Source organism: Pseudomonas paraveronii (assembly GCF_963681955.1).
GTDB lineage: Bacteria > Pseudomonadota > Gammaproteobacteria > Pseudomonadales > Pseudomonadaceae > Aquipseudomonas > Aquipseudomonas paraveronii.
This window is the reverse complement of sequence record NZ_OY817130.1, coordinates 2,090,265-2,117,261: the sequence shown is the minus strand read 5'-3', so window position 1 is coordinate 2,117,261 and position 26,997 is coordinate 2,090,265. Positions and strand designations below refer to the sequence as shown.

At 62.1% G+C, this 26,997-nt stretch carries 21 protein-coding genes, 4 tRNA genes and 1 pseudogene; 11 read left to right on the top strand and 15 right to left on the bottom strand.

The genetic code is table 11. The features are described from left to right. The first annotated feature begins 20 nt into the window (after window positions 1–20). Window positions 21–1,238, top strand: coding sequence for a phospholipase D-like domain-containing protein (locus U5A08_RS09720; protein ID WP_321851334.1), 1,218 nt, complete (start codon window positions 21–23; stop codon window positions 1,236–1,238). Between the two features lie 184 nt (window positions 1,239–1,422). Beyond that, entirely contained in the window at window positions 1,423–3,162 is a 1,740-nt protein-coding gene (locus U5A08_RS09715) for a dipeptidase (RefSeq protein ID WP_321851333.1), read from the top strand. Between the two features lie 52 nt (window positions 3,163–3,214). Here the strand turns inward: U5A08_RS09715 and U5A08_RS09710 are convergent, their stop codons facing one another. Beyond that, complete coding sequence (locus U5A08_RS09710; protein WP_321851332.1) at window positions 3,215–4,720, bottom strand: succinyl-CoA:acetate CoA-transferase ScpC; 1,506 nt, start codon at window positions 4,718–4,720, stop codon at window positions 3,215–3,217. A gap of 43 nt (window positions 4,721–4,763) precedes the next feature. Next, a complete protein-coding gene (locus U5A08_RS09705; RefSeq protein ID WP_321851330.1) occupies window positions 4,764–6,542 on the bottom strand; it encodes an acyl-CoA dehydrogenase family protein in 1,779 nt (592 codons plus the stop codon). Between the two features lie 259 nt (window positions 6,543–6,801). On the opposite strand from U5A08_RS09705, the gene U5A08_RS09700 reads away from it, so the two are divergent. Further along, window positions 6,802–7,821 (top strand): AraC family transcriptional regulator, encoded by a 1,020-nt coding sequence (locus tag U5A08_RS09700; protein WP_321851329.1) that lies wholly within the window; start codon window positions 6,802–6,804, stop codon window positions 7,819–7,821. 1 nt (window position 7,822) lies between these two features. Here the strand turns inward: U5A08_RS09700 and U5A08_RS09695 are convergent, their stop codons facing one another. Next, a complete protein-coding gene (locus U5A08_RS09695; RefSeq protein WP_253394484.1) occupies window positions 7,823–8,869 on the bottom strand; it encodes an AraC family transcriptional regulator in 1,047 nt (348 codons plus the stop codon). Window positions 8,870–9,012: 143 nt separating this feature from the next. Here U5A08_RS09695 and U5A08_RS09690 point away from each other — a divergent pair, with 143 nt between their 5' ends. Together U5A08_RS09690 and U5A08_RS09685 are read left to right on the top strand one after the other, a co-directional pair. Next, on the top strand, window positions 9,013–9,864 hold the full coding sequence (locus U5A08_RS09690; RefSeq protein ID WP_253394482.1) for a 3-hydroxybutyryl-CoA dehydrogenase: 852 nt from the start codon (window positions 9,013–9,015) through the stop codon (window positions 9,862–9,864). After that, the gene (locus U5A08_RS09685) at window positions 9,857–10,471 is read left to right on the top strand and encodes a TetR/AcrR family transcriptional regulator (RefSeq protein WP_253394479.1); all 615 of its coding nucleotides are present in this window, start codon (window positions 9,857–9,859) and stop codon (window positions 10,469–10,471) included. The genes U5A08_RS09690 and U5A08_RS09685 overlap by 8 nt, the downstream gene beginning before the upstream one ends. A gap of 6 nt (window positions 10,472–10,477) precedes the next feature. Here U5A08_RS09685 and U5A08_RS09680 read toward each other — a convergent pair whose 3' ends face one another. Together U5A08_RS09680 and U5A08_RS09675 are read right to left on the bottom strand one after the other, a co-directional pair. Beyond that, window positions 10,478–11,113, bottom strand: coding sequence for a response regulator transcription factor (locus tag U5A08_RS09680; RefSeq protein WP_321851326.1), 636 nt, complete (start codon window positions 11,111–11,113; stop codon window positions 10,478–10,480). Window positions 11,114–11,129: 16 nt separating this feature from the next. Further along, the gene (locus U5A08_RS09675; RefSeq protein ID WP_321851325.1) at window positions 11,130–12,629 is read right to left on the bottom strand and encodes a PAS domain-containing sensor histidine kinase; all 1,500 of its coding nucleotides are present in this window, start codon (window positions 12,627–12,629) and stop codon (window positions 11,130–11,132) included. A gap of 261 nt (window positions 12,630–12,890) precedes the next feature. Between U5A08_RS09675 and U5A08_RS09670 the strand changes: the two genes are divergently transcribed. Next, on the top strand, window positions 12,891–14,513 hold the full coding sequence (locus U5A08_RS09670) for an acyl-CoA synthetase (RefSeq protein ID WP_253394475.1): 1,623 nt from the start codon (window positions 12,891–12,893) through the stop codon (window positions 14,511–14,513). A gap of 283 nt (window positions 14,514–14,796) precedes the next feature. On the opposite strand, the gene U5A08_RS09665 is transcribed toward U5A08_RS09670, so the two are convergent. From U5A08_RS09665 to U5A08_RS09650, 4 genes are all read right to left on the bottom strand, one after another. Next, a tRNA-Gly gene (locus tag U5A08_RS09665) sits at window positions 14,797–14,872 on the bottom strand. Window positions 14,873–14,875: 3 nt separating this feature from the next. Further along, window positions 14,876–14,951, bottom strand: a tRNA-Glu gene (locus tag U5A08_RS09660). A gap of 104 nt (window positions 14,952–15,055) precedes the next feature. After that, window positions 15,056–15,131: transfer RNA gene (locus U5A08_RS09655), tRNA-Gly, on the bottom strand. A gap of 2 nt (window positions 15,132–15,133) precedes the next feature. Beyond that, window positions 15,134–15,209, bottom strand: a tRNA-Glu gene (locus U5A08_RS09650). 357 nt (window positions 15,210–15,566) lie between these two features. Between U5A08_RS09650 and U5A08_RS09645 the strand changes: the two genes are divergently transcribed. Together U5A08_RS09645 and U5A08_RS09640 are read left to right on the top strand one after the other, a co-directional pair. Beyond that, window positions 15,567–16,337 (top strand): hypothetical protein, encoded by a 771-nt coding sequence (locus U5A08_RS09645; RefSeq protein WP_247398767.1) that lies wholly within the window; start codon window positions 15,567–15,569, stop codon window positions 16,335–16,337. A gap of 116 nt (window positions 16,338–16,453) precedes the next feature. Further along, window positions 16,454–17,266, top strand: coding sequence for an alpha/beta fold hydrolase (locus U5A08_RS09640; RefSeq protein WP_321851323.1), 813 nt, complete (start codon window positions 16,454–16,456; stop codon window positions 17,264–17,266). Between the two features lie 38 nt (window positions 17,267–17,304). On the opposite strand, the gene U5A08_RS29845 is transcribed toward U5A08_RS09640, so the two are convergent. From U5A08_RS29845 to U5A08_RS09625, 4 genes and pseudogenes are all read right to left on the bottom strand, one after another. Beyond that, window positions 17,305–18,147, bottom strand: coding sequence for a methyl-accepting chemotaxis protein (locus U5A08_RS29845; protein ID WP_425262846.1), 843 nt, complete (start codon window positions 18,145–18,147; stop codon window positions 17,305–17,307). Between the two features lie 18 nt (window positions 18,148–18,165). Beyond that, window positions 18,166–18,327, bottom strand: a pseudogene (locus U5A08_RS29840) (HAMP domain-containing protein); the annotation flags it as partial. A 1,059-nt stretch (window positions 18,328–19,386) separates the two neighbouring features. Beyond that, the gene (locus U5A08_RS09630; RefSeq protein ID WP_321851321.1) at window positions 19,387–20,799 is read right to left on the bottom strand and encodes an aminotransferase-like domain-containing protein; all 1,413 of its coding nucleotides are present in this window, start codon (window positions 20,797–20,799) and stop codon (window positions 19,387–19,389) included. A gap of 202 nt (window positions 20,800–21,001) precedes the next feature. Beyond that, on the bottom strand, window positions 21,002–21,763 hold the full coding sequence (locus tag U5A08_RS09625; protein ID WP_321851319.1) for an SDR family oxidoreductase: 762 nt from the start codon (window positions 21,761–21,763) through the stop codon (window positions 21,002–21,004). Between the two features lie 227 nt (window positions 21,764–21,990). Between U5A08_RS09625 and U5A08_RS09620 the strand changes: the two genes are divergently transcribed. Further along, on the top strand, window positions 21,991–22,998 hold the full coding sequence (locus U5A08_RS09620) for an NADP-dependent oxidoreductase (RefSeq protein WP_253394464.1): 1,008 nt from the start codon (window positions 21,991–21,993) through the stop codon (window positions 22,996–22,998). Window positions 22,999–23,061: 63 nt separating this feature from the next. On the opposite strand, the gene pyrF is transcribed toward U5A08_RS09620, so the two are convergent. Next, on the bottom strand, window positions 23,062–23,760 hold the full coding sequence (gene pyrF, locus U5A08_RS09615; RefSeq protein ID WP_253394462.1) for an orotidine-5'-phosphate decarboxylase: 699 nt from the start codon (window positions 23,758–23,760) through the stop codon (window positions 23,062–23,064). A 259-nt stretch (window positions 23,761–24,019) separates the two neighbouring features. Between pyrF and U5A08_RS09610 the strand changes: the two genes are divergently transcribed. Continuing rightward, window positions 24,020–24,784, top strand: coding sequence for a response regulator (locus U5A08_RS09610; RefSeq protein ID WP_253394460.1), 765 nt, complete (start codon window positions 24,020–24,022; stop codon window positions 24,782–24,784). After that, window positions 24,784–25,818, top strand: coding sequence for a sensor histidine kinase (locus tag U5A08_RS09605; RefSeq protein ID WP_253394459.1), 1,035 nt, complete (start codon window positions 24,784–24,786; stop codon window positions 25,816–25,818). Before U5A08_RS09610 ends, U5A08_RS09605 begins: the two co-directional genes overlap by 1 nt. Window positions 25,819–25,881: 63 nt before the next feature. Here U5A08_RS09605 and U5A08_RS09600 read toward each other — a convergent pair whose 3' ends face one another. Further along, window positions 25,882–26,949 carry an AI-2E family transporter gene (locus U5A08_RS09600; protein WP_253394458.1) on the bottom strand — a complete coding sequence of 356 codons (1,068 nt, stop codon included), beginning with the start codon at window positions 26,947–26,949 and terminating at the stop codon, window positions 25,882–25,884. Window positions 26,950–26,997 lie beyond the last annotated feature (48 nt).

The following is a 26,997-nucleotide window of genomic DNA, read 5'->3' as shown; positions in this document are numbered from 1 at the left end:
TTTTCCCTGACGAGATGCCTATGTCCCTATCGATGAAATGCCGTATCGCCGGCCTCGCCGGCTTGCTGCTCAGTCCGCTGGCCCAGGCGGACTTTTCAATTCCGGGGTTTGAACTGGTGCACACCGTGCCGCTGGACACCGAACTGGCTAGCGCCGATTTGCGCCAGCCGGGCCCGGTGTGGATCGAGCTGTTCGACGGTGCCAAAAGCACGATCGATATCGGCCAGTTTTATGCCGCCGACCATCCAGGCTCGGTGCTGGAGCGGGTAATCGAGCGCCTGGAAGCCGCCGGTAAACGCGGCGTGAAAATTCGTTTCCTGCTGGAGGAAAAAGGCATTCGCTTATCAGAAGCGTCCACACTGGAACGCCTGCGTGCGATTCCCAATCTGACCTTGCGCGTGCTGCCCTACGGGCAACTGAGCGGCGGCATCATCCACGCCAAATACATGGTGGTGGATGGGCGGCAGGCGTTTGTCGGCAGCCAGAATTTCGACTGGCGCTCGCTGGAACATATCCACGAAACCGGACTGCGCATCACCGACGCCACGGTGGTCGGCCAGGTCCAGGCGATTTTCGATCAGGACTGGCAAGCCCAGGCGGCGCTGAGCGCACACAACCCGGTGCCGCTGCCGATGGCCGGCCAGGCGCCTGCGCGCAGCGGCAATTACCTGGTGGCCAGCCCGCAACGCTACAACCCGCCCGGGGTGGGCGACTCCCAACTCGAACTGCCGCGCCTGCTCGGCGAAGCCAAGCACGAAGTGCGCGTGCAACTGCTGGACTACGCGCCGCTGTCTTACGGCCCGGATAAAACCCGGCCCTACTATGCGGTGATCGACAACGCCGTGCGTGCCGCCGCCGCTCGCGGGGTGTCGGTCAAGCTGATGGTGTCCAACTGGAACACCGATGCGCTGGAACTGCCCTATTTGAAAAGCCTGGCGGTGCTGCCCAACGTGCAGATCAAGATCGTCACCCTGCCCCAGGCCAAACAAGGGTTTATCCCCTACGCACGGGTGATCCACAGCAAGACCCTGGAGATCGACGGGCAAGTGGCGTGGGTCGGCACCAGCAATTGGCTGGGCGGGTATCTGGATAATTCGCGCAACCTGGAGGTGGTCATGCGCAGCGAAGCGATGGCCAAGCGTATAGGGCAATTGCATGAGCAGTTGTGGGATGGGCCCTACGCCAAAGCACTGGACGTAACGGCCGATTACCCTGCGCCGCACCCTGGCCAACCTTGACCTGAACAGGATTCAACGCCCGCGCGCACAGAGATGTCCCCTCCGACGCGGGGGCGTTTGACTGAGAAATTTCCTACGCCAAGGTCTGCCATTCTCAGCCCGTGTGGTGGTAGTGTGTGGAAATATTTCTGACTTAATGATCAGAAATCTCCCACTCACTACCAGCAAAGGAATGCGTCCCGCCATGTACTTTCCACTCAAGCAATTGGCTGCCGCCAGCGTGTTCGCCGCGAGCCTCTCGACCTTCGTCAGCCCCGCTTTCGCCAACATCACCCCACAGCAGAGCACGGCGATTCTCAAGGGCTTCAGCGAAACCTCGGTGACTGACTTCCGCAGTTTCCTCGGCACCCTGGCCCAGGGCGAGCTGGGTAAAACCAGCGATGTCGGCCCGGCGATCAGCGACTTTCTCGGGCACAAAACCCTGAGCGCTGAGCAACAGAACGAAATCAATCGCCTGCTGGGCATTTATGCGCGGGTGAAATACGCCAAGGCCGCCACCGAGACTCTGCGCGAGCTGGTGGAAATTCCGACGTTCAACGTCGACGGCGTGCCGCAGTACAAAAACCCGCAATTCCTCAAGATCGCCGACAAGCTGCAGGGCCTGGCGAAAGACTTCAACTTGAACTTCCGTAACATCGACAACCGCGTGTACGAAATCTCCCTGGAAGGCAGCGGCGATGAAGTGGTGGGCATCCACGCGCATGCGGATGTGGTGCCGGTGACGCCGGAAAATTGGGTGTTGAAAGACGGCACCCGGCTCGATCCGTTCAAGGTCACGCTGATCGGCGACCGCATGTACGGCCGCGGGACTGAAGACGACAAAAATGGCATCGTGGTGGCGATGTACGCCATGAAGGTGATCAAGGAAGAGAAGCTGCCGCTGGCTCGCACGTTCAAGCTGCTGGTGGACACCACTGAGGAAACCTCCGGCGACGCGATCCCCTATTACTTCGAACGCAACCCGACGCCGCCGTACAACCTGGCGCTGGATGGCGGCTACCCGGTGGTCATTGCCGAAAAAGGCTACGGCACGGTCATGGCCACTTTCCCGCGCCGCAAAGGTGAAGGCAAAGGCGCGGAAATCATCGCCATGACCGGCGGCAAAGCGACCAACCAGATTCCCTCGGCGTCGGTCGCCACGTTGCTCAGCGACAAACCTGCCGAGTTGGCCGCCAGCCTGCAAGAGGCCGGTACGCAATACGCCCAGCGCAATGGCGCTGACTTCCAGGTGAGCGCCAAGGTGGTCGGCAAAGAAGTGCAGTTGACAGTCACCGGGGTCTCCGCGCACTCGTCCGAACCGGAATCCGGGGTGAACCCGGTCGCGCGCATGCTGGAGCTGATCCACAGCGTCGACGGCAAGATCGCCCTCAAGCACAACCACATCACCGACGCGGCGCGTTATGCCGCCGACAACTGGGGCCTGGATTACCTGGGCGGCAAATTGGGCGTGGGCTTCGCCGATGACTTCATGGGGCCGCTGACCACCTCGCTGACGTTCGTCGACCTGGACGACAAAACCTTCAAGCTGGCGGTGAACCTGCGCGTACCCAAGGGTAAATCGCCGGAGAAACTCAAAGCGCAAATTGCCGACAAGCTCAGCGCCTGGGACAAGAAAACCAAGGTCAACGTGAACTTCACCTACTCGGTCGCCGAACCGATGTACCGCAACCCGGAAGGTGAGTGGGTCAAGGCCTTGTTGGCGGTGTCCACGGAAAACCTGGGCATGAAACACGCGTTCGGCAGTTCGGCCGGCGCCACCTCCGTGCATGAACTGCCCAACGGCGTGCAGTTCGGCCTGGCACGCCCGGAAGTGAAGTACACCGGGCACACCGACAATGAGTTCAAGACCGTCGAGCAGTTCCTCCTCGACCTGCAGATCGTCACCGAAATGATGGGCCGAGTCGGTCAGCTACCGAAGCTCTGAGTGCAGCAGGAGCCCGCCGCAATGGCGGGCTTGTTTCAAGTGCAAACCCAGCCTAGACGCCGACGGCGGCCGCCTGCATGGAACCGGTTTCCTGCAGATTGATGTGCCAGCTCAAGGCCTTGCTCAACACATGCGGCGTATGCCCACCCTTGGCGCACGCGGCCTTGAAGTAGCTGCGCAACGCCTCGCGATAATCCGGGTGCACGCAGTGGCTGATGATCAACTCGGCCCGTTCTTTCGGCGCCAGACCACGCAGGTCCGCCAGCCCTTGTTCCGTCACCAGGATATCGACGTCATGCTCGGTGTGGTCGACATGGCTGACCATCGGCACCACGCGGGAAATCGCACCGTCCTTGGCGATCGACTTGGTCACGAAAATCGACAGCAGCGCGTTACGGGCGAAGTCTCCCGAGCCACCGATGCCATTCATGATCTGCGTACCACAGACGTGGGTGGAGTTGACGTTCCCGTACAGGTCGAATTCCAGCGCGGTGTTGATGGCAATCACGCCTAACCGTCGAATCACTTCCGGGTGATTGGAGATTTCCTGGGGGCGCAGCACCAGGCGGTCGGCGTATTTTTCCAGGTTGCCGAACACCCGCTCGCCACAGGGGCCGGACAGGGTGATCGAACAGCCGGAGGCAAACTTCAGCTTGCCCGCGTCGAGCAATTCAAAGGTCGAATCCTGCAACACCTCCGAGTACTGCACCAGGTCGGTGAACGGCGCATCGATCAGCCCGCACATGACGGCGTTGGCAATGGAGCCGACGCCGACTTGCAACGGCGCCAGGCTTCTGCCCAAGCGTTTGTGCTCCACTTCCTGCTCGAAAAACGCCACCAGATGGTCGGCAATCGCCTGGGTCTCATGATCGGGCGGCAGCATGGGAATCGCAGATTCCGGCGTATTGCACAGCACGATGGCGACGATCTTGGCAGGGTCAATCGCAATGGCCTGGGTGCCGATGCGATCATCCGGGCTGATGACCGGAATCGGCCCGCGGCCAGGGCGCCCGTGGGGCTGATAAATATCGTGCATCCCTTCAAAATAAGGGCTGCTGGCCAGGTTCAGCTCAACGATGACCTGCCGCGCCGTCTGGGCGAAACTGGCCGAATTGCCGACCGAAGACGTCGGCACGATATGCCCCTGTTCGGTGATCGCCACCGCTTCAATCACCGCGACATCCGGAGTCGGCAGGCTACCGTCGCGCAGTTGTTCGACCACTTCGCTCAGGTGCTGGTCGATAAACACCACGCGGCCTTCGTTGATCGCCTTGCGCAGCACCGGGTCGCCTTGAAACGGCATGCGCCGCGCCAGCAGCCCGGCCTCGGCCATCTGCCCGTCCAGGCCACGCCCGAGGCTCGCGCCGGTGATCAGGTTGATCTTGAGCGGACACTGCCGGGCGCGCTCGATGAGCGCCAGTGGCACGGCCTTGGCGTCCCCTGCGCCACCGAAACCACTCATGCCCACGGTCATGCCGTCTTGAATGAACGCGGCGGCCTGCGCCGCGCTCATGATTTTTTCGTGCAAGGAATCCAGGCGAATGCGCTGGTGATGCATGGGGTGAACCTCAAAAAAGTTAGGCACAAAAACCAACGCGGTGTCAGAACTGTTCTTCATCCAGCGCCATGATGCTCGCGCTCCCAGCGCTGATCGCCGCCAACAACGCATGTACCCGCGGCAACAATTGCTCCGCGTAGAAGCGTGCGCTGACGCCTTTGGTCTTGAGGAAGGCCGCATCGCCCGTGCCGGCTTGCAGCTGTGCGTGCGCCTGCACGGCAGAACGCGCCATGAGCCAGCCGCCCGACAGGTAGCCGAAGAGCATCAGGAAGTTGACGCTGACGCTGCCGGCCCAATCCGCATCGTGCTTGGCGTTGTCGAGTAACCGCGACAAGGCCTCGCGACCGGCGCCAAGCGCGGCGGCCAACGCCACTGCCTGATAGTCGAGGGCGTCGATGTGACGCAGTTGCTCGACGGTTTGATCCATTTCCTCGAGCAGGCTGTTGAGCAACGCGCCCTGGTTCAGCAGGGTCTTGCGCCCCACCAGGTCAAGCGCCTGAATGCCGGTGGTGCCTTCATAAATGGTCAGGATGCGCGCATCGCGATAATGCTGCGCCGCGCCGGTCTCTTCGATGAAGCCCATGCCGCCGTGGATTTGCACGCCGAGGGAGGTGACTTCCTGAGCCAGTTCGGTCAGCCAGCCTTTGACGATCGGGGTGAACACATCGACGCGCCCCTGGTGATGGCGCGCAAGTTCCGGCGTGGGCGCATGCGCGGCACGGTCGACTTCGGCGGCGGCCACCAGCGACAACGCGCGCATCGCTTCGATGGACGCTTTCATCTGCAACAGCATCCGGCGCACATCGGGAAAGCGAATGATCGAGAAACGGCTGCCGTCCTTGCGCGTGCCCTGCAGACGGTCTTTGGCGTATTGACGGGCCTGCTGGTAAGCGCGCTCGGCAATCGACAAGCCCTGCAAGCCAACACTCTGGCGGGCATGGTTCATCATGGTGAACATGCAGGTCAGGCCCATGTGCGGCTCGCCGAGCAGATACCCGACCGCCCCTTCGGGGTCGCCGAAATTCATCACGCAGGTCGGGCTGCCATGAATGCCCAATTTGTGTTCCAGGGAGATGCACTGGACGTTATTGCGCACGCCCGGCTGGCCTTGGGCATCGAGCAGGAACTTGGGCACCACGAACAGCGAAATGCCTTTGACGCCCGCCGGCGCATCCGGCAGGCGTGCCAGGACCAAATGCACGACGTTGTCGGTCATCTGGTGATCGCCCCAGGTGATGAAAATCTTCTGGCCAGTGATCAGATAGTGGTCGCCCTGGGGCACGGCGCGGCTCTTGATGGCCGCCAGATCGGAGCCGGCATCCGGCTCGGTCAGGTTCATCGTCCCGGTCCACTCGCCGCTCACCAGTTTTTCCAGGTAGGCGCCTTGCAGTTCGGCCGAGCCGTGATGGGCGATGGCTTCGATAGCGCCCTGGGTCAACATGGGGCACAAGGCGAATGCCATGTTGGCTGAGTGCCAGATCTCATTGACGGCCGTGCCGATCACGTTCGGCAGGTTCTGCCCGCCGTGTTGTTCCGCAGCGGTCAACGAGGGCCAGCCGCCTTCCTGGAATTGCCGATACGCCTCGGCAAACCCCGGTGCTTCTTGCACGCCCTGTTCCCCCAGGTGCGTACCTTGGGTATCACCGACCCGGTTGAGCGGCGCCAGCACGCCGGAGCCCAAGCGGCCTGCCTCGCTCAAGATGGCGCTGACCAGCTCGCTGTTGACATCCTGAAGCTGGGCGCTCACGCACAACTGCTCAAATCCGACCAACGCCTCCAGCACGAATTCGGTGTCGCGGTACGGATGGGCATAACCACTCATTGTTATTTTCCTCATTCACTCGTTAGACAGGCCGCTACACCCCTCGCCCACTCCCCCATGCAGGGCAATTAACCAAAACGGCCATTACCCAAAAAACCTGGGACGGTTGCAAGCAGGGACGGAGCCCGTAGCGCATAGCTCTATTCAGCTTCCTCCGATCCGGCCCTGGGTGGCAATTACCAAATCAGTCGAAAAACAGACATAAACGGACAGTCACTTTTGGCTAAACTAGCCTCCCCTGCTGCCGGACTGCTGAACGATGGGCATCGAGCGCTATTCCATTTCCATGTACTTCGCCCACATCCTGATGACGGCCGCACGCCGCCTCGCGCTGGACGAAGACGTCTTGCTCAAGGAAGCCGGCATCAGCCGCAAGCGCCTGGACAACCTGCACCTGCGCATCACCCCCGACCAGTTCAGTCGCTTGATGCAGGCCGTGTGGCGCTTGAGTGATGACGAGTTTTTCGGCGCGGGTTCACAGCGCTGTCCGAAGGGCTGCTTCGCGATAATGGCCAAGCAAGTGATCCACTCGCACAACCTGCATTCGGTGTATTACAAGCTCAGCCATTTCTACAACGTGATGAACGACTCCCTGCACCTGGAGCTGAAAGTCGTCGGTGATGAGGCCCTGTTTTCAATGGCTTTGAGTGACCCGAGCCTGGACGCCGGCTACCTGCTGAGGGGTTTTTTACTGTTGCTCTGGCATCGGTTCCCAAGCTGGTTGATTGGCCAGCGGATCACGCTCAAGCGGGTGACGTTCGATCATCCCGAGCCCGCCCATTCAGCGGAATACCGCTTGATGTTTCCATGCCCCGCGCACTTCGACCAACCCGAGACTTGCCTGGTGTTCGACGCCGCGATTCTCACCGCGCCGCTGGTGCAAACCGCAGAAACCCTGGCCTATCACCTGCAGCGAGCGCCGGTGGACTGGTTCACCCGTCCCGCCTATTACCCGGTTTACACGCGGCGGGTGCTGGACCACCTGGAGAACGTCGACGATCTCGCCAAGGCCACCATCCAGAGCGCCGCCAGCGAGCTGCACCTGACGGAAAGAACACTGCGGCGCAAGCTCTTGGCCGAAGGCAGCAAGTTTCAGAAACTCAAGGACGGGGTACGCCGCGACATGGCCATTCATTACTTGAGCCAGACGTCGATGTCGATCAATCAGACCTCGCAACAGCTGGGTTTCTCGGACCCGTCGGCGTTCACCCGGGCCTTTCGCCAATGGACCGGCGAGTTACCCAGGACTTACCGCGACGCGGCACTCAACCGCAAATGACTCAGGCGTCCAGGCGCGCAGGCCGAGACACTTTGCCCTGGACCCGCTCGCGATAACGCCCAGGGCTTTCGCCGGTCCACTTCTTGAACGCCCGATGGAACGCGCTGGGCTCCTGAAAACCGCATTGCGCGGCGATTTCACCGATGCTCGCCCGCGTCTGACAGAGCAGTTCCAGCGCCAGACTGCGGCGCACTTCATCCTTGATCTCCTGAAACGAGCAACCTTCGCGCTCCAGACGCCGGCGCAAAGTGCTGGGGCTCATGTGCAAGTCCACGGCCAAGTCCTCCAGCGCCGGCCACAAGCTGTAGTGGCTGCCACGCAGGCGTTGATAGACCTGGGTCGCCACGCCGTCCTGGTTGCGAAACCGGATCACCAGCCATTGCGGCGCGCTGCGCAGAAACACCTTGAGCGACGCCAGGTCCTGCACCACGGCCAGACGCAGGTAGCTGCTGGCGAATTCGATTTCGGTGCGGGCCGCGCCAAACGTCAGGTTGTAGCCCCACAGCAACTGATCGTCGCTGAGCGGCGCACGCGCATGGCGAAAGTCGGCGCGATCGATGGGCACGCGGCGTCCGCCCAGCCAGCACAGCAGGCTGATCATCAGCACCAGAAAGGTTTCCTCACCGTAACGCCGTGTGTCCTCATCGCCGCCGCCGACTTCCAGGCTGAGTACCGCACGCTTGCCATGCACGCTGAGGCGGCCGCGAAAGTCGCGCAGGAACAGGGCGAAACTGGCCAGGCACTGGGTGAGCGCCTTGCCCAGGTTCGGTTCCTGGATCAGGCCACGGCAGATCAGGGCGAAACTGCCCGGCGGCATGCCGTGGGAATCCAGGCGGAAGAACTCGTCGTTCAACTCACGAATCTGAATCAGCCATAACGCCGCAAACGCGCTGGCCGGCACCCGGGCCTCGGGCTGGGTCAGCAGCGCCGGCTCGATGCCCGCTTCGCACAGCACGGCGGCCAGCCGCTCGGGCTGATCGCGCAGCGCATGGATCATGACCTGCACGAAGTAGACGGCAACCGAATCCTTTTCCCGCGTGGGCATCATTCTGAGTTCCTGTAGCGGACACATGGTAATAAACGCCAATACAACTGACAGGTTTCGGCATAGGCCGCCCCATTGTCGGGCCATAGACTCTCGCCCAATGGACCGTATTGCAACGGCACCGCACATTTGAAGAGAGACTGACGATGAATCTGCAAAATATCGGCGTGATCGGCGCGGGCACCATGGGTAACGGCATCGCCCAGATCTGCGCGGTGGCCGGCATCAACGTGACCTTGCTGGATATCTCCGCCGGCGCCCTGGAAAAAGCCCTGGCCACCGTGAGCAAGAACCTCGATCGCCAAGTCAGCAAGGGCACCCTCAGCGAATCCCAGAAGCATACGGCCCTGGACAAGATCCGCACCAGCACCGACTACGCCAGCCTGGCAAATGCCCAATGGGTCATCGAGGCGGCCACGGAAAACCTCGAACTGAAACGGCGCGTGCTGCAACAGATCGCCGCTCACGTCGATGAGCAGTGCGTGATCGCATCCAATACGTCTTCGCTGTCCATCACCGAACTGGCGGCCGGCGTTAACGCCCCCGAGCGCTTTATCGGCCTGCATTTTTTCAACCCGGTGCCGGTGATGGGCCTGATCGAAGTGATTCGTGGCCTGCAGACCAGCGATAAGACCCACGCCCAGGCCATTAAGCTGGCACAGCACCTGGGCAAAACCGCGATCACCGCCGGCAACCGCCCAGGTTTTGTGGTCAACCGGATTCTGGTGCCGATGATCAACGAAGCGATCCTGGTGTTCCAGGAAGGCCTGGCCAGTGCCGAAGACATCGACGCCGGCATGTGCCTGGGTTGCAACCAGCCTATCGGCCCGCTGGCCCTGGCCGACCTGATCGGCCTGGACACCTTGCTGGCGATCCTCGAGGCGTTCTATGAGGGCTTCCAGGACAGCAAATACCGCAGCGCGTCGCTGCTCAAGGAAATGGTGGCCGCCGGTTACCTGGGGCGCAAGACCGGGCGCGGCTTCCATACCTATGGCTGAGTATCGCTCGCGCCTGTGCGAACACCGCAACAAGGCCCTGGAGTTGCTCGCCAGTAAAGGCTTCGGTCAAGTCGGCATGCGCGAGCTGGCCAGCAGCCTGGGGTTGACCCCGGGCTCGCTGTACCACCACTACCCCAGCAAACAGCACCTGCTGCTGGATTGGATCGAAGAGTTCTACGAAGAACTGCTGACCACCCTGGGGCGCGTCGAACAACGGCCGCGCTCACGCCAGGACAATCTGCAGCGGCTGATTCATGCCCACCTGAACTTGCATCAAGAGATGCCGTGGCATTTCCGCCTGGTGGAGCGTGATTGCGGCTGCCTCACGGAGGACCAGCAACTGCGGGTCCGGCAGTTGCGCGAACAATACGAGCAGCGCCTGCTGCAAATGCTCGGGCGACCGCGGCGGCTGAGTGCGCACGCCCTGCAAGCCGCCGGCCACGCCATCGCCACACTGCTGAACAATGCGCCGAGCTGGCTGGCCGGGCAGACGCTGGATGATGCAGAACGCACCGAGCTACTGGAAAACCTGCTGACCGGCGCCATCGAGCGCGTACTGGCAACACGGGCCAGCGAGCGGCCGAACCTGCAGATTGCCGTGGCCTGAGGCCGATCAGCGCAATTGCAGGGGGTCCACCAGGCCGGCGGCAATCGCCATGCCCACCAGCTCGGGCAAATGGCTGGCCGCCATGCGTTTCATGACCCGCGCGCGATACAGGTCGATGGTCTTGACGCTGACGCCCAACTGCTCGGCAATTTCCCGATTGGTATAACCCTGCACCAGCGGGAGTAGCACATCGCGCTCGCGTGGCGTGAGTTGCTGCAGCCGCGCCTGCACCCGCGCCGGTCCTTCACCGAGGCTCTGGCGATGATCGGCCTTGCTCAGGGCCTGCAGGACACTGTCGAGCAGCAACTGTTCGTTGTAGGGTTTTTCGATAAAGTCATGTGCCCCGGCCTTGAACGCACGGACCACAATCGGCACATCGGCGTGGCCGCTGACGAAAATCACCGGCAGGTGCAGGTCGCGGTTGCGCATGTGCTCCTGCACATTCAGGCCGCCCATCCCCGGCATGCGCACATCCAGCAGCACGCAGGCGTTGAGGCGGCTGTCGCAGGCGTCGAGAAACTCGCGACCACTGGTAAACGGCAGCGCCTTGAGGCCCACCGACTCCAGCAACCAGACGGTCGAATCGAGCATCCCCTGGTCGTCATCCACCACATACACCACCTGCTCCGTCACGCTCACCATCGCTTGATTCCTCTTCTTATTGTGGGGCACCGCTCTGGGCGAGTGCGGGCAGGCGGCAGCACATTTGCAGCCCGACCGGCATCGGCTCGGCCTGCAACTCGCCACCGAAGCCTTCGATGATGCTGCGGCTCATGGACAAGCCCAGGCCCAGGCCATTGGCCTTGCTGGTATAGAACGGGGTGAATATCTGCTCCAACTGCGCCGGCGAGACACCGGGACCCTGATCGCTCACGTCGATCTGCACCCACCCGTCACGCTGCGCCAGCGCACTCATGACGATGAGCGAAGGCTGGCCGGGATGGGCTTCGCGATTCGCATCGATGGCATTGCGCAGCAGGTTCAGCAGCACCTGCTCCAGCAGCACCCGGTCGGCGTAAATCAGCGGCAGATTATCCGGCAAGCGATCCTCGATCGTCACCTGGCAATCGCTGGCCTCCCAGGCACACAGGCGCACCGCTTCGCGGGCGACCTCGCCGGGGTTCAGCGCCTCCATGCGTCTGCGCCCCTTGCGCAGAAACGCGCGCAAGCGCTTGATCACTTGCGCGGCGTGGTTGGCATGCACCGAGATCCGCTCCAGGCCTTGAGCCACCCGCTCGGCCGCCGGCGAATCGCTGCCCATCGCGGCCAGATAACGCTGGCTGGCATTGGCGTAATTGACCACCGCCGCCAGCGGCTGATTCATTTCATGGGCGATACCCGACGCCAGTTCGCCCAGGGTCACCAGGCGCGCAGTGTGCGCCAGTTCGTCCTGGTGATGACGCTGCTGGGCCTCGCGCAGCTTGCGCTCGGTCAGGGTGGTTTCCTCGGCCTGGACCCTGGCGGTGATGTCGCGGGACACGCTGACCACCTCCACCACCGCGCCGGTGTAGGTCTCGCGGATCGCCCGGCAGGCGGTTTCGAACCACAGGTAATGGCCCTCGCGATGGCGGATGCGATAGGTCATGGTGTAATAACCGTCCTGCTCCAGGCCCTCCCGCGCGCGCCGCACCAACCCCGCCAAGCCCTGCCGATGGAACAGGCGTTGAGCCAGGGTCCCGCGCAATTCCCCCGGCCAGTAGCCCAGCAAGGCCCAGGAAGCCGGTGATGCATCGAGAAAACCGCCATCCGGGGTGTGCCGGGAAATCAGGTCGGTGGTGTTTTCGATGATCAGCCGATACAGGCGCCGGGCCTTGGTGGATTCGCGCTCGGCGACGATCTGCGCGCTGGCGTCCCGGCAACGCGCCAGCACGCGATTTTCGCCAGGGTCGGGAATAAACGTCCACACCAGAATGCGCTCGGCGAACTGCGCCTCGACGTTTTCGATCGCCCGCTGCTGCCCCAGGCACGCCTGCACCAGCGGCAAGCAATTGACCGGCAACAGGCTCACACAATCGGCCAGGGACAACTGCTCAAGCAACGCCAACAGCGCCGCGTTGAGCTCCAGCGGCCGAGCCTCGGCATCCAGCAGGAGACTCGGCTGCGGGTCATGCCCGAGCAGCGGCGAGCCGCTTGGTAAGCGCACGGAATTGCCGATCATCTTGAAACCTATACAGGGAGGGCGACGTCGAGGTCAGCGGAAGCGTTTAAGCAAGATATAGTACATATACTATACAACACAGGTAGTACTTCCATACATCCGCGCGGACAGTATATAAAAGCCGCCGGAGAAGTCATTGCGCTTTTCCCGCAGGGACCGGCGTGCCAACGATAAAGCCTCAAGGCCGGCACCGTCAGCTTAACTGCCGTTACCAGCGTCTCGAACAATAGAGCTAATAATCAGCCACCGGGTATCCGCACCATGTCAATTTTCGACCAAGGCCTCGAGCCGACCAGCGTTAATCACATTGCTCTTTCGCCTTTAAGCTTCATTGAACGCACTGCCAGCGTCTATCCCGATTACCCTGCCGTGATCCACGGATCGATACGCGCCACCTGGGCGCAAACCTACAGCCGTTGCCGGCGCCTGGCCTCGGCCCTGGCCGGTCGCGGGATCGGCAAAAACGACACCGTGGCCGTCATGCTGCCCAACATCCCGGCCATGCTCGAAGCGCATTTTGGCGTGCCGATGATTGGCGCCGTACTCAATGCCCTCAACGTGCGCCTGGATGCCGAGGCCATCGCCTTCATGCTCGCGCACGGCGAAGCCAAGGTACTGATTGCCGACCGTGAGTTCCACGATGTGGTGCATGCGGCCATCGGCATGCTTGACCATCCGCCCCTGGTCATCGATGTCGATGACCCGGAATACGGCGAAGGCCAGCCGGTCAGCGACCTGGACTACGAGGCGTTTCTCGCCGAGGGCGATCCGGACTTCGCCTGGCAGTGGCCTGAAGATGAATGGCAAGCCATCTCGCTGAACTACACCTCAGGCACGACCGGCAACCCCAAGGGCGTGGTCTACCACCACCGCGGGGCCTACCTGAATTCCCTGGGCAACCAAATGATCTGGGCGATCGGCAACCACCCCGTGTACCTGTGGACGCTGCCGATGTTCCACTGCAACGGCTGGTGCTACCCGTGGATCATCACGGCCCTGGCCGGGGTCCATGTGTTTCTGCGCCGCGTCGACCCACAGAAAATCCTCAACCTGATCCGCGAGCACCAGGTCACTCACTTGTGCGGTGCGCCGATTGTGCTCAACGCTCTGGTGAACATGCCCGACTCGGCCAAGGCCACCATCGACCACCCGGTGAACGCCATGGTCGCCGGCGCGGCGCCACCCGCCAAAGTCATCGGCGCCGTGGAAGAAATGGGCATCAAGGTGATCCACGTCTACGGCCTGACTGAAGTGTATGGCCCTGTGACCCTGTGCGCCTGGCACTCGGAATGGGATGCACTGCCCCTGGACGAACGCGCGCAGATCAAGGCGCGTCAGGGCGTGCGCTACCCGACCCTGGAAGGCGTGATGGTCGCCGACCCGAAAACCCTCGAGCCAACCCCTCATGATGGCCACACCATCGGTGAGATTTTCATGCGCGGCAATACGGTGATGAAGGGCTACCTGAAGAACCCAACGGCAACTGCTGAAGCGTTCGAAGGCGGCTGGTTCCACACCGGCGACCTGGCGGTGACCCATCCCGACGGCTATGTCGAAATCCGCGACCGGCTCAAGGACATCATCATCTCCGGCGGCGAGAACATCTCCACCATCGAACTTGAAGGTGTGCTGTACCGGCACCCGGCAATCCTGGAAGCCGCCGTCGTCGCCCGCCCCGACGAAAAATGGGGTGAAACGCCGTGCGCCTTCGTCACACTCAAGGCCGACCACCAGAACATCCGCGAAGCCGACATCATCAGCTTCTGCCGCGAACACCTGGCGGGCTTCAAGGTGCCACGCACGGTGGTGTTCACACAGCTGCCGAAGACTTCGACCGGTAAGATCCAGAAGTTTTTGCTGCGTGACATGGCGAAAGAGCTCTAGGCCATTTCCATCAAGCCCGAACGCTGCGCGCACACGCTCGTGTCCGATTGAACGGCATGGACGCTAGCTGACGGGATTGATGCAGCCAACCTTAAACAGATGCCCTCCTCTATGGAGGGCATTGTTTTTTGTTCAGGCGCGGTTGAGGTGTGTCGGATAGCCCGAAGCGCTCAAGCCACCCTCAGCAGATGCAATATTTGATTTATCGCAGAAACGAAAAAAGACGCCGAAGCGTCTTTTTTTCGCTGACCCCCAGGTCCAATGGACACTGCGAATCAAAAATTGGAGCGGGAAACGAGACTCGAACTCGCGACCCCGACCTTGGCAAGGTCGTGCTCTACCAACTGAGCTATTCCCGCAAATGGCGTCCCCTAGGGGACTCGAACCCCTGTTACCGCCGTGAAAGGGCGGTGTCCTAGGCCACTAGACGAAGGGGACACGCTACTGAAACACATGGTGTGTATTTCAGTGCCCAGAGGCCTTGTCCGAAGACTTGGTCCTGGTTTCACTCAATGCCGCCCGAAGGCAACACTGCTTAAAAATGGAGCGGGAAACGAGACTCGAACTCGCGACCCCGACCTTGGCAAGGTCGTGCTCTACCAACTGAGCTATTCCCGCATTGGCGTCCCCTAGGGGACTCGAACCCCTGTTACCGCCGTGAAAGGGCGGTGTCCTAGGCCACTAGACGAAGGGGACACACGTACAACATTCACTCCCTACCGCGTTTCGCTGTGTGCTTTACGCTGTAAGTGGCGCGCATTCTATGGATGGATTGAAAGGTCGTCAACCCCCAAGGATAAATTTATTTAAATCAATGACTTCGCCCCCGTTTTCCGGCCCGCGCTGGCATTCTGCATGTCCGTGCCTTGACGCCTATATTCTGGCGCCCGACAAGACGCTATAGTTCATCCAGCAACTGATGGCATTGTGCATCTACGCAGGGAATGCTTACGTATATAGAAGAAACTACCTGGGCAACTGGTCGAACAGTCCTATCCGACAGATGTCCCAGTCACTACACTCCACAGCAAACCCTATAAAGAGGTCACACCGGTGACACCACTCATGATCACCCTGCTGGTAATAGCCGGGATCGTAATACTGATCGCCATTGGCTACATGAACCACGCGGTGGAAAACAACAAACTGGAAAAGCAACGCGCCGTGATCGAGCTTAATGACCGGCTGCGTCGCTGTGGTGAGATCACCGAGACCTTCCCTGGCCAGTTGATGACCCCAGCGCTCAAGCTGCTGCTGACCCGCCTGGAGCTCAACGTCAACCAACGCTTGTTGCACCTCAACAAGACCAGCGCACCGCTCAAGGCGCGGATCGCCGAACTGAATGCGCTGGTGGCCCAAGGCGAATCGATCCCGATCAACAACCCGCCCGGCCCGATCCAGACCGAAGCCAAGGCCAAGGACGTGCGGTTCCTGCTGGAAGCCCTGCACGGCCAAGTCACCCGCGCCGCCCAGGACGGTTTCCTGCCGACCAATGAAGCCAAGCACTGGATCCGGGAAATTCGCCACATCCTGGTACTGCTGCACATCGAGTTCTTCAACAACCTCGGCCAGCATGCCTTGCAACAGAACCAGCCTGGCCAGGCGCGCCTGGCCTTCGAGCGCGGCGTGCAGTACCTGCGCAAGCAGCCCGAGCCCGCGCTCTACAGAGAGCAACTGCAATTGCTGGAGAGTCAATTGGTGCGCGCCAACTCTACGGTGCTGACCAACAGCAAGCCTGCGGAAGACGAAGTCAACGAACTGACCGAAGGCCTGAAAGTCGCCGAAACCGACGCCGAGTGGAAGAAAAAAGTCATCTACGACTGACCGCCCCTCCCCATGTGGCGAGCCCCCCTCGCCACATGCCATCTTTTAGTACCTATCCGCTGGCCGTCGACTCGCGTACAAAAGTGTCCCTCACTTCGTGAAGTTGGAGGCCTGTTATGCCTGTCGCCGTGATTGATGGACAACCGCTGCACTATGTTGACCAGGGCTGCGGCCCGGTCGTCCTGCTGGGTTCGAGTTACCTGTGGGACCGCGACATGTGGGCACCGCAGATCGAAGCGCTGTCGCACCAGTATCGCGTGATCGTCCCCGAGCTATGGGGCCATGGCGAGTCCGGGCCGCTGCCGACACACACGCGATCCCTGGACGACCTGGCGCGCCAGGCCCTGGCACTGCTCGACCAGTTGCACATTACCCGGGTCAACCTGGTGGGCTTGTCGGTCGGCGGCATGTGGGGCGCGCGCCTGGCCCTGCGGGCACCCGAGCGGGTCAACAGCCTGGTGCTGATGGACACCTACCTCGGCGCCGAGCCCGAGGCCACGCGCCAGCACTACTTCTCGCTGTTCAAGATGATTGAAGACGCCGGCGCTATCCCGGAGCCGCTGCTGGATAGGGTCGCGCCGATCTTTTTCCGCCCGGGCATCGACCGCGAATCGGCGCTGTACCAAAATTTCCGCAAGGTCTTGCAGGACTACCCCGCGGCGCGCCTGCTAGACAGCATCGTGCCCCTGGGCCGGCTGATCTTCAGCCGTGAAGATGTATTGGAGCAGTTGTCACGCCTGGACGCCGACACCACCCTGGTGCTGTGCGGCGAACAGGACACACCGCGCCCGCCCGCCGAGTCCGAGCAGATGGCCAGCCTGATCGGCTGCAGCCTGAGCCTGATTCCCGACGCCGGGCATATCTCCAGTCGCGAGAACCCGGACTTCGTCAATGAAGCGCTGCTGACCTTCCTCGCCAACCATGCCTGATTGCCCCCTGCCCTTTGATCGCGGCCTGCCAGCGGCGATCAAAGGCGGAAGTGCCCCACCATGCCCTTGAGTTCCGCGCCCAACTGCGCCAGTTCAATACTCGACGCGGCATTGCCTTGCATGCTCAACGCCGATTGATCGGCACTCGCCCGAATGCTGGTGACGCTGCGGTTGATCTCTTCGGCCACCGAGCTCTGCTGCTCGGCCGCCGCCGCAATCTGCTGATTCATCTGTTGGATCAATGACACCGCGACCGCAATGCTGCCCAGGGCGCTTTCGGTTTCCAGCGCATCACTGACGGCCAGCTTCACCAACTCGCCGCTCTGCTGGATCTGCTGCACCGACGATTGTGCCGCGCTGCGCAAGGTGCCGACCAGGCGTTCGATTTCCTCGGTCGATTGCTGGGTGCGCTTGGCCAGCGCCCGCACTTCATCGGCCACCACCGCAAAACCACGGCCTTGCTCACCGGCGCGCGCGGCCTCGATGGCCGCGTTGAGTGCCAGCAGGTTGGTCTGTTCGGCCACGCTTTTGATTACGCTCAACACGCTGCCGATGTTCTGGATTTCGACGCTGAGGCTTTCGATGCTGGCACTGGCGCGGGTACTGGAGGTGGCCAGCAATTCGATGCGCTGCAAACTCTGGCGCACCACCTGCTGGCCGCTGTCGACTTTGTCATCGGCGGTCTGCGCCGCTTGTGCAGCCTCTTCGGCGTTACGCGCCACATCGTGGACCGTGGCGGTCATCTGGTTCATCGCCGTGGCAACCTGTTCGGTTTCTTCCTTCTGGCTGCTGACCTCGATGTTGGTCTGCTCGGTGACGCTGGACAGCGAATGGGCCGAACTGGCCAATTGCTCGATACCCGCTTGCAGCCCGCTGACCATTTGGCTCAAACCGCTGCCCATCTGTTGCATCGCCTGCATCAACTGGCCGATTTCATCGCGGCGGCTGACTTCCATGCGCCCGCTCAAGTCGCCGGCCGCAATCTGCTGGGCCACCGCGATCACACGGCGCAGCGGTGCGACGATCAACCGGGTAATCACCCACGCGGCAATCAACCCCATCAACAGCGCCAGGGCCGACGAGCCGATGATCAGCAGCGCGCTTTCCTTCAGTTGTGCTTGCATCGACTGGTCTTCAGCGGCATACGCCTGGTCGACCTGACTGACCACTTGGTCGGCGCGATCATGCAATTGTTTGTAGACCACTTTTTCCTGGGCCAGCAGGCCGGTGTATTCGCCGAGTTTTTCGCTGAACGCGGCGATATGCCCGGCGACCTCATTGAGCACCGTCTGGTAACCGGAGTCCTTGACCGAAGTTTTCAATAGCTCGACCTGGGCCAGCGCCTGCTCGGCCTGTTCGATTTTGCCTTGTTCGGCGCTGTCATCCTCGCCTTTGCGGCTCTGATCAAGGCGCACATGGGCTTCGTTCATGGCTTGCAACATCAACCGTGAAACCTGGCTGACCTGCCCCGCCTGCTCGATAAACTCGGCGCCCTCCTTGCCCTGGCTTTCCTTTAGGCCATAGGCGCCATCGTCGGCCAGGCCGGCCTGCAACACATCGAGGTTATTGGCCACGCTGGACACCGACCAACTGGCCATTTCCAGCGCCAGGTCCTTGGTCTGGGTCAGTTCGACGAACTCATCGAACGCCTTGCGGTAAGCGGCCAAGGCCTGCTCGACCTCGGTCATCAGCGGCACGTTGGCCGCGGACCCGGCCTTGAGGCTGCCGGCCAGGGCAGCCAAGGCGTCGACACGCTCATGTAGGGCGTCGACGGACTTGGGGTCGGCGTGCAGCGCGTAGTCCTGCTCGATCAAACGCACCTTGAGCAGCCCGCTGTTGAGCGCAGACATGGTCTTGAGGCCCTCGAAACGCAGGCCAACGGTTTGCAGGGACCACACGCCGATCGCTGCCACCAACGCAGTCAACAGCAGCACCAGACTGAAGCCCAAACCCAGTTTTTTCGCCATACCGAGGTTGGCGAAACGTCGTTGCACGGCCGAAATCATGCGCTTGAATCCTCTTGCAATGGCGGATGCCATCAAGCCCGGTTTCCCAGCAGCGAGATTCGCAACCACGAGGCACTGAACACAAGTCGTTGGCGCCACAATAATGGCAAAAAGCTACACTCTCGTCGTTTTCAGAATGGTCGAGGTCGATCTGGCAGGCCCCGTAGCGCGGAACAACGCCAGGGCCCGCTGATCAGCAGCATAGGCCACATTGATGCGCTGCCACTCACTGTGTTCACCCGTAGGGCTGAACAGCGCCCCCGGTGACATCAGCACACCCAGTTGCCGTGCATACGCCTGCAACCGCGAACGGTCGCCCACGCAGGGCCGCGCCCAGACAAACATGCCCCCGGCGGGCACGGCGAACACCTGCCATTCCTCATCCTCCAATACCTGCAAGGTCGCGGCCATTTGCGTGTTCAGACGTTTGCGCAGGCGCTGCACCCATTTGCGATAGGTGCCGTTGGCCAGCAACGTGGCCATCACCGCTTCGGCAAAACGCGAGGTGCCGATGCCGGTGAGGGTCTTGAGGTGTACCAATTGCGCAATGATCGGCGAACTGGCGCTGAGGTAGCCGACGCGCAAGGCACTGCTGAGGGTCTTGGAGAAACTCGAGACATAGATCACCCGATCTTCATGGGGCAGCGCCGACAGTCGCGTGCAACTGGCGTGTTGCAGGTCGGCGTAGACATCTTCTTCGATAATCAGAAAGTCTTCACTGTGCGCCAGCTCCAGCAAACGTTCGGCCACTTTGCGGCACAGGCTGGTGCCGGTGGGGTTGTGATACAGGCTGCTGATAAACAGGCACTTGGGACGATGACGGCGCAGCAGAACTTCCAGCGCCGGGATGTCCGGGCCGCCCTGGGTGCGCGGTACTTCCAGCAGCGTGACGCCGTGGAAGGTCAACTGACGAAACAGGTTGCCATAACCAGGGGTTTCTACGACCACGGTGTCGCCGGCCTTGAGCAACGTGCGGATCAACAGGTCCTGAGCGTGGCTGGCGCCATGGGTGGTGAGGATGCGGTCGAGGCTGGTGACCACGTGAATCCGGGTCAGGCGCTTGAGCAATTGCTCGCGCAGCGCCGGCAGCCCCAGTGGCGTGCTGTAGTTGAACAGGCCCTCGGTATCGGTGCGGCTGACTTCGCGGATCGCGTAGCTGATGTCATCGCTTTCGCGCCAGGCGTCCGGCAACCAGCCGCAGCCCAATTTCAACTCGCCCACCGGGCTGTCGGTAAAAGCGCCCCACTCTCGCTCCGCGCCTTCATACCAGTGGCGTTCCTGAGTCACCGGCGGCTGCGCCACCATAAACCCAGAGCCCTGCTTCGAGGTCAGCAGGCCTTGGGCCTCCATGCGCTCGAATGCTTCGATCACGCTGGACTGGCTGAGCAGGTTGTCGAGGGCCAGTTGGCGGATGGACGGCAAGCGTGTGCCGGGGCTGACCCCGCTCTTGCGAATCCATTCCGCCACCGCGCTGACGATTTGCTGCACCACCGGTACAAGGGCTTGTCGATCGATCCCTAAATCCATGAGCCACTCACTTAACTATCTGTTATTCAACCCAAAACAGTTAAGCACAGAAGCCCGCCAAAACAGGCCGCCAACAGTTACTAAAGTATTGATTTTATTGACTTATTTACCTCCTGATACACATTGGATCACGGCGTTTTGCCAGCTATGGAAACGCCCCACAGCACCTCAAACTTTTTCGAGAGCGGTGCGGCTTGGAGTCCTAGATCGCGGTGGCGCCGCCGTCCACCGCCAGAGCCTGGCCGGTGGTGAAAGCCGCACCGTCGCTGCACAGGTACAACACGGCACTGGCGATTTCCTCGACCTTGCCAATGCGCCCAACCGGGTGCATGGCGGCGGCAAATTCGGCTTTGCGCGGGTCAGCTTCATAGGCACGACGGAACATGTCGGTATCGATCACTGCCGGGCATACCGCGTTGACGCGGATTTTCTTTTTCGCGTATTCGATGGCCGCCGATTTGGTCAAGCCGATCACAGCGTGTTTGGACGCGGCGTAGATGCTCATCTTTGGCGCGGCGCCCAGCCCCGCCACCGACGCGGTGTTGACGATCGCTCCGCCGCCCTGGGCCAGCAGCAACGGTAATTGGTATTTCATGCACAACCACACGCCCTTGACGTTGACGCCCATGATCGCGTCGAACTCATCGAGGGTGCCGTCCGCCAGCTTGCCTTTCTCGATCTCGATCCCGGCATTGTTAAAGGCGTAGTCCAGGCGGCCATATGCGGCAATGGTCTGCGCCATCAATTGCTGCACGTCAGCTTCCAGCGTGACGTCGCAGCGCACGAACCGCGCCTCGCCACCGGCCTCGCGGATCAGCGCAACAGTGCCTTCGCCGCCCGCCACGTCGAGGTCGGCAACCACTACCTTCAAGCCTTCGGCAGCAAACGCCAGCGCGGTGGCGCGGCCAATACCGGCGGCGGCGCCGGTGACCAGGGCGACCTGGCCGGAAAACGTCATGCTCATGGGGATGTCCTATGGGAGAAATAGCCGTGGCGCGAGTCTAGCCAACCCCGGGACGCGCGCGTCAGCACTATCAGAAGACCGGTTAGCGCTGCATGAATCACAATGATAAGACCGCCTGCGTCACTATCATCGAGGCCTATCGACGAGCATTCGCAGCCCTCGGCCGACCTTGCCCGCACGCCAGTATGGGTCTATCAATCAGGCTTCATTTCTCAAGAGTCCTTGCCATGACTGCCCAGACCAACCGCCAGTTCCTGCTCGCCAAACGCCCGGTCGGCGCGGCCACGCGGGAGACCTTCACCTACCAGGAAGTGCCGCTGGGCACCCCACAGGACGGCCAGGTACTGGTGCGCAACGAATACCTGTCCCTCGACCCGGCGATGCGCGGCTGGATGAATGAGGGCAAATCCTACATTCCGCCGGTCGGCATCGGCGAAGTGATGCGGGCGCTGGGCGTGGGCAAAGTGATCGCCTCGAACACCCCGAAATTCGCCGTCGGCGACTACGTGAACGGTGCCCTGGGGGTGCAGGACTACTTCCTCGGCGAGCCGCGTGGTTTCTACAAGGTCGACCCCACGCTTGCGCCCCTGCCGCGCTACCTGTCGGCGCTGGGCATGACCGGCATGACCGCCTATTTCGCGCTGCTCGACACCGGCGCACCGAAAGCCGGTGACACCGTGGTGATCTCCGGCGCAGCGGGGGCGGTGGGCAGCATTGCCGGACAGATCGCCAAGATCAAAGGCTGCCGCGTGGTGGGCATTGCCGGTGGCGCCGACAAGTGCAAGTTCCTGGTCGATGAACTGGGCTTCGACGCCGCCATCGATTACAAACACGACGACCTGCCCGCCGCACTCAAGCGCGAGTGCCCCAAGGGCGTGGATGTGTATTTCGATAACGTCGGCGGCGACATTCTCGACGCAGTGCTCAGCCGCCTGGCGTTGAAAGCCCGCGTGGTGATCTGCGGCGCGATCAGCCAGTACAACAACAAGGAAGCCGTAAAAGGCCCGGCCAACTACCTGTCATTGCTGGTCAATCGCGCACGCATGGAAGGCTTCGTGGTGATGGATCACGCGGCGAACTTTGCCGCCGCCGGGCAGGAAATGGCCGGCTGGATGGCGCAGGGCAAGCTCAAGAGCAAGGAAGACATTGTGGAAGGACTGGAGACGTTCCCGGAGACGCTGATGAAGCTGTTCAACGGGGAGAACTTCGGCAAGCTGGTGCTCAAAGTCAGCTGATACACAGCAGATGTCAATGTGGGAGGGGGCTTGCTCCCTCCCACATGGTTGATCGGTGATCGATCAGGCGATCTCGGCGACCACCGCCGCCAATGCCTTGGCCGGGTCCGCCGCCTGGCTGATCGGGCGACCGATCACCAGGTAGTCCGAGCCCGCGTCCAACGCCTGACGCGGCGTGAGGATACGGCGCTGGTCATCCTGGGCGCTGCCCGCCGGGCGAATCCCCGGGGTGACCAATTGCAGCGACGGGTGGGCGGTCTTGAGGGCCCGGGCTTCCAGCGCCGAACAGACCAGGCCGTCGAGGCCGGCTTTCTGCGCCAGGGCCGCCAGGCGCAGCACTTGCTCCTGCGGTTCGATATCCAGGCCGATCGCGGCCAGGTCCTCGCGCTCCATGCTGGTCAGCACGGTCACACCGATCAGCAAGGGTTTAGGGCCGCTGCGCTGTTCCAGCACTTCACGGCAGGCGGTCATCATGCGCAGGCCGCCGGAGCAGTGTACATTGACCATCCACACGCCCATCTCGGCGGCGGCCTTGACCGCCATCGCGGTGGTGTTGGGGATGTCGTGGAATTTCAGGTCGAGGAACACTTCGAAGCCTTTGTCACGCAGGGTGCCGACGATGTCAGCCGCGCAACTGGTGAACAGTTCCTTGCCGACCTTGACCCGGCACAGCTTCGGGTCCAACTGGTCAGCCAGCTTCAGTGCGGCGTCACGGGTGGGGTAATCCAGGGCGACGATGATAGGAGTCTGGCAGACGGACATTGGAATGGGCTCTCAGGCAAGTCGAAATCGGCGCGGATTGTAGCGCAAGCGACGCCGTTGCGGGATCCGATGATCGGTAAATACTGACCAAGCGCGCTCAAGCGGACATTTCGGGCATTTGTATCAAAACAGATACATTCACGACATGCCCCTAACACGCCCTGCCGCTAGCCTCGCCCGCACGACCCACCGACCAGCACTTCCAGCCATGTGGCTGGGCGCCTATGCTGACCGCCACCACCAGGCAGATGATCGCACTATGCATATCCCTTCCGTCCCGCTGAACGACGAGCCCAAAGGCGCAGTGAGCGCCGATGAAAAGCGCTGGAACACCCGCGCGCTGATTGTCGACGACGATGTGCCGATCCGCGAACTGCTGATCGACTACCTGGCACGCTTCAATATTCTCGCCACCGGCGTCACCGACGGCGCCGCGATGCGCGTGGCGATGCAAGCCGAAACCTTTGATGTGGTGGTGCTCGACCTGATGCTGCCGGGCGAAGACGGCCTGACGCTGTGCCGCTGGCTGCGCGCCGAGTCGGACATCCCGATCCTGATGCTCACCGCCCGCTGCGAGCCCACCGACCGCATCATCGGCCTGGAACTGGGCGCCGACGACTACATGTCCAAGCCGTTCGAGCCGCGTGAATTGGTGGCGCGCATCCAGACCATCCTGCGCCGGGTGCGCGATGACCGCACCGAGCAGCGCGCCAATATCCGCTTCGATAACTGGCGGCTCAACAGCGTGTTGCGCCAACTGGTGGCCGACGATGGCCTGGTGGTGCCGCTGTCCAACGCCGAGTTCCGCCTGCTGTGGGTGTTTATCGAGCGTCCGCGCCGGGTATTGAGCCGCGAACAGTTGCTGGATGCTGCCCGCGGTCGTTCCATCGAGGCCTTCGATCGCAGCATTGATCTGCTGGTCTCGCGCCTGCGCCAGAAGCTGGGCGATGATCCGAAAGCACCGCAGTTGATCAAGACCGTGCGCGGTGAAGGCTATCTGTTCGACGCACGGGATATCGGCTGATGCGCAACGCCTTCAACACGCTGTTCGGGCGGCTGTTCGGTGTGTTGCTGGTGGCGATTGTACTGGCCCATGCGCTGGCATTTTTCTGGTACGTCCACTACGGCCCGCCGCCTCCGCCGCCCCAGGAAACCTTCGTCGAGCAACCGGACGGTACGATGAAGCCCCTGCATATACGTCCTCGCCCGCGGTTTGGCGGACCAGTGGTGCCGCTAACGTTTCAGTTTTTCTCGCTGATCATCGCCGCCTGGTATGGCGCCAAACTGTTGAGCCGGCCGATCCAGCGCCTGAGTGAGGCCGCCGAGCGCTTGAGCCTGGACCTCGACAGCCCGCCCCTCGACGAATCCGGCCCCCGCGAAGCACGGCAGGCCGCGTCGACCTTCAACCTGATGCAAAAACGCATTCGCGAACAAGTCGGCCAGCGCGCGCGCATGCTCGGCGCGGTCTCCCATGACCTGCGCACCCCGCTGTCGCGCCTCAAGCTGCGCCTGGAGCAGATCGAAGACACCAAGCTGCAAGGCCAGATGCGCCAGGACCTGAACGACATGATCGGTATGCTCGACGCCACCTTGAGCTACCTGCACGAACAACGCACCAGCGAAAGCCGACACTGGCTGGATGTGCAGGCGCTGGTCGAGTCGATCAGTGAGAACGCCCAGGACCAAGGTGCGGATGTGCAATGTGCCGGTACCAGTGCGCCGTTGCAGGTACAACCGATGGCGTTGCGCTCGTGCCTCAATAACCTGATCGACAACGCCTTGCGCTACGCCGGCGCCGCCCGCGTGGAGCTGGAAGACGGCCGCGAGGCCCTGGTCGTCCGTGTGATCGACCACGGCCCCGGGATTGCCGCCGACAAGCGCGAGGCGGTATTCGAGCCGTTCTATCGGCTGGAAGGCTCGCGCAACCGCAACTCCGGCGGCGTGGGCCTGGGCATGACCATCGCCAAGGACGCGGTCGAGCGCCTGGGCGGGCGCTTGAGCCTGGAGGAAACCCCTGGCGGCGGGTTGACCGCGGTGATGTGGTTGCCCCGCGCCTGAAGGCCAATGCCAGTCAATGTGGGCGCGGGCTTGCTCGCCCCCACACCGGCCGTCGCCAATCAGCTACAGCGGCTTGTCTTCGCGGCGGCCCTGGGCCTGGGCCTGGGTCGCACTCCAATCCATCAGCAGGCTGTATGCCACTGCGAGCAAGGTCGGACCGATAAACAGGCCGATGAAACCAAATGCGATCAAGCCGCCGAACACCCCGAGCAGCACGATCACCAGCGGCAGGTTGCCGCCACGACTGATCAGGTACGGCTTGAGCACGTTGTCCACGCCGCTGATGATGAACGTGCCCCACACGCCGAGGAACACCGCGTGGCTGTAATCGCCCTTCCACGCCAGCCAGGCCGTGGCCGGAATCCACACCAGTGGCGGCCCCATGGGGATCAGGCTGAGCAGGAAAGTGACAATACCCAACACCAGCGCGCCCGGCACACCGGCGATCAGGAAGCCGATCAGCGCCAGTACGGCCTGGGCCGCCGCCGTACCAATCACGCCATTGACCACCCGTTGCACGGTGCCGGCCACCAGCTCGATGTAGTAACCGGCACGGTCGCCGATCAAGCGCTCCAGCAGGCGGTGTACGAACATCGCCAGGCGCGGCCCATCGCGGTAGAAAAAAAATACGAACACCAGGCTGAGGGTCAGTTCGAGGATGCCGCCGCCGATCTGCGCGCTGCGCGCCAGCAGCCAATTACCCACCTGCCCCAGGTACGGTTTGAGGCTGACCATCAGCGCCGCGCCCTGCTCGTCGATACTGCCCCACATCGCCACCAGCCGTTCTCCGACAAAGGGAATCGACCCCAACCAGGCCGGCGCCGCAGGCAAACCGTCGACCTGAATATCCTTGATCAACGCCACCGCATCACGCACATGGTCCGCGAGGTTGAACCCCAGCCATACCAGCGGCACCGCCACCAGCAGCATCCAGCCCAAGGTCAGAATGCCGGCGGCCAGGGATTCACGGCCGCCCAACCAGCGGGTCAGCAACACCATCAGCGGCCAACTGGCAAACGCCAGCACCGCGCCCCAGAACAGCGCCGACCAGAACGGCGCCATCACCCAGAAGCTGGCACCAAACAGCACCAGCAGCAGGATTTGCACCAGCAGGCGATCGTTATTGAGCATGGATTTTCTCTAGGATAAGGCTGTAGGCAGCTAGTTTAGGCGAACGGC

Bases quoted from the DNA above. Each gene is read 5' to 3' on its own strand.
- U5A08_RS09720 (WP_321851334.1), top strand. From the start codon at position 21: ATGTCCCTATCGATGAAATGCCGTATCGCCGGCCTCGCCGGCTTGCTG.
- U5A08_RS09715 (WP_321851333.1), top strand. From the start codon at position 1,423: ATGTACTTTCCACTCAAGCAATTGGCTGCCGCCAGCGTGTTCGCCGCG.
- U5A08_RS09710 (WP_321851332.1), bottom strand. From the start codon at position 4,720: ATGCATCACCAGCGCATTCGCCTGGATTCCTTGCACGAAAAAATCATG.
- U5A08_RS09705 (WP_321851330.1), bottom strand. From the start codon at position 6,542: ATGAGTGGTTATGCCCATCCGTACCGCGACACCGAATTCGTGCTGGAG.
- U5A08_RS09700 (WP_321851329.1), top strand. From the start codon at position 6,802: ATGGGCATCGAGCGCTATTCCATTTCCATGTACTTCGCCCACATCCTG.
- U5A08_RS09695 (WP_253394484.1), bottom strand. From the start codon at position 8,869: ATGATGCCCACGCGGGAAAAGGATTCGGTTGCCGTCTACTTCGTGCAG.
- U5A08_RS09690 (WP_253394482.1), top strand. From the start codon at position 9,013: ATGAATCTGCAAAATATCGGCGTGATCGGCGCGGGCACCATGGGTAAC.
- U5A08_RS09685 (WP_253394479.1), top strand. From the start codon at position 9,857: ATGGCTGAGTATCGCTCGCGCCTGTGCGAACACCGCAACAAGGCCCTG.
- U5A08_RS09680 (WP_321851326.1), bottom strand. From the start codon at position 11,113: ATGGTGAGCGTGACGGAGCAGGTGGTGTATGTGGTGGATGACGACCAG.
- U5A08_RS09675 (WP_321851325.1), bottom strand. From the start codon at position 12,629: ATGATCGGCAATTCCGTGCGCTTACCAAGCGGCTCGCCGCTGCTCGGG.
- U5A08_RS09670 (WP_253394475.1), top strand. From the start codon at position 12,891: ATGTCAATTTTCGACCAAGGCCTCGAGCCGACCAGCGTTAATCACATT.
- U5A08_RS09640 (WP_321851323.1), top strand. From the start codon at position 16,454: ATGCCTGTCGCCGTGATTGATGGACAACCGCTGCACTATGTTGACCAG.
- U5A08_RS29845 (WP_425262846.1), bottom strand. From the start codon at position 18,147: ATGGTCAGCGGGCTGCAAGCGGGTATCGAGCAATTGGCCAGTTCGGCC.
- U5A08_RS09630 (WP_321851321.1), bottom strand. From the start codon at position 20,799: ATGGATTTAGGGATCGATCGACAAGCCCTTGTACCGGTGGTGCAGCAA.
- U5A08_RS09625 (WP_321851319.1), bottom strand. From the start codon at position 21,763: ATGAGCATGACGTTTTCCGGCCAGGTCGCCCTGGTCACCGGCGCCGCC.
- U5A08_RS09620 (WP_253394464.1), top strand. From the start codon at position 21,991: ATGACTGCCCAGACCAACCGCCAGTTCCTGCTCGCCAAACGCCCGGTC.
- pyrF (WP_253394462.1), bottom strand. From the start codon at position 23,760: ATGTCCGTCTGCCAGACTCCTATCATCGTCGCCCTGGATTACCCCACC.
- U5A08_RS09610 (WP_253394460.1), top strand. From the start codon at position 24,020: ATGCATATCCCTTCCGTCCCGCTGAACGACGAGCCCAAAGGCGCAGTG.
- U5A08_RS09605 (WP_253394459.1), top strand. From the start codon at position 24,784: ATGCGCAACGCCTTCAACACGCTGTTCGGGCGGCTGTTCGGTGTGTTG.
- U5A08_RS09600 (WP_253394458.1), bottom strand. From the start codon at position 26,949: ATGCTCAATAACGATCGCCTGCTGGTGCAAATCCTGCTGCTGGTGCTG.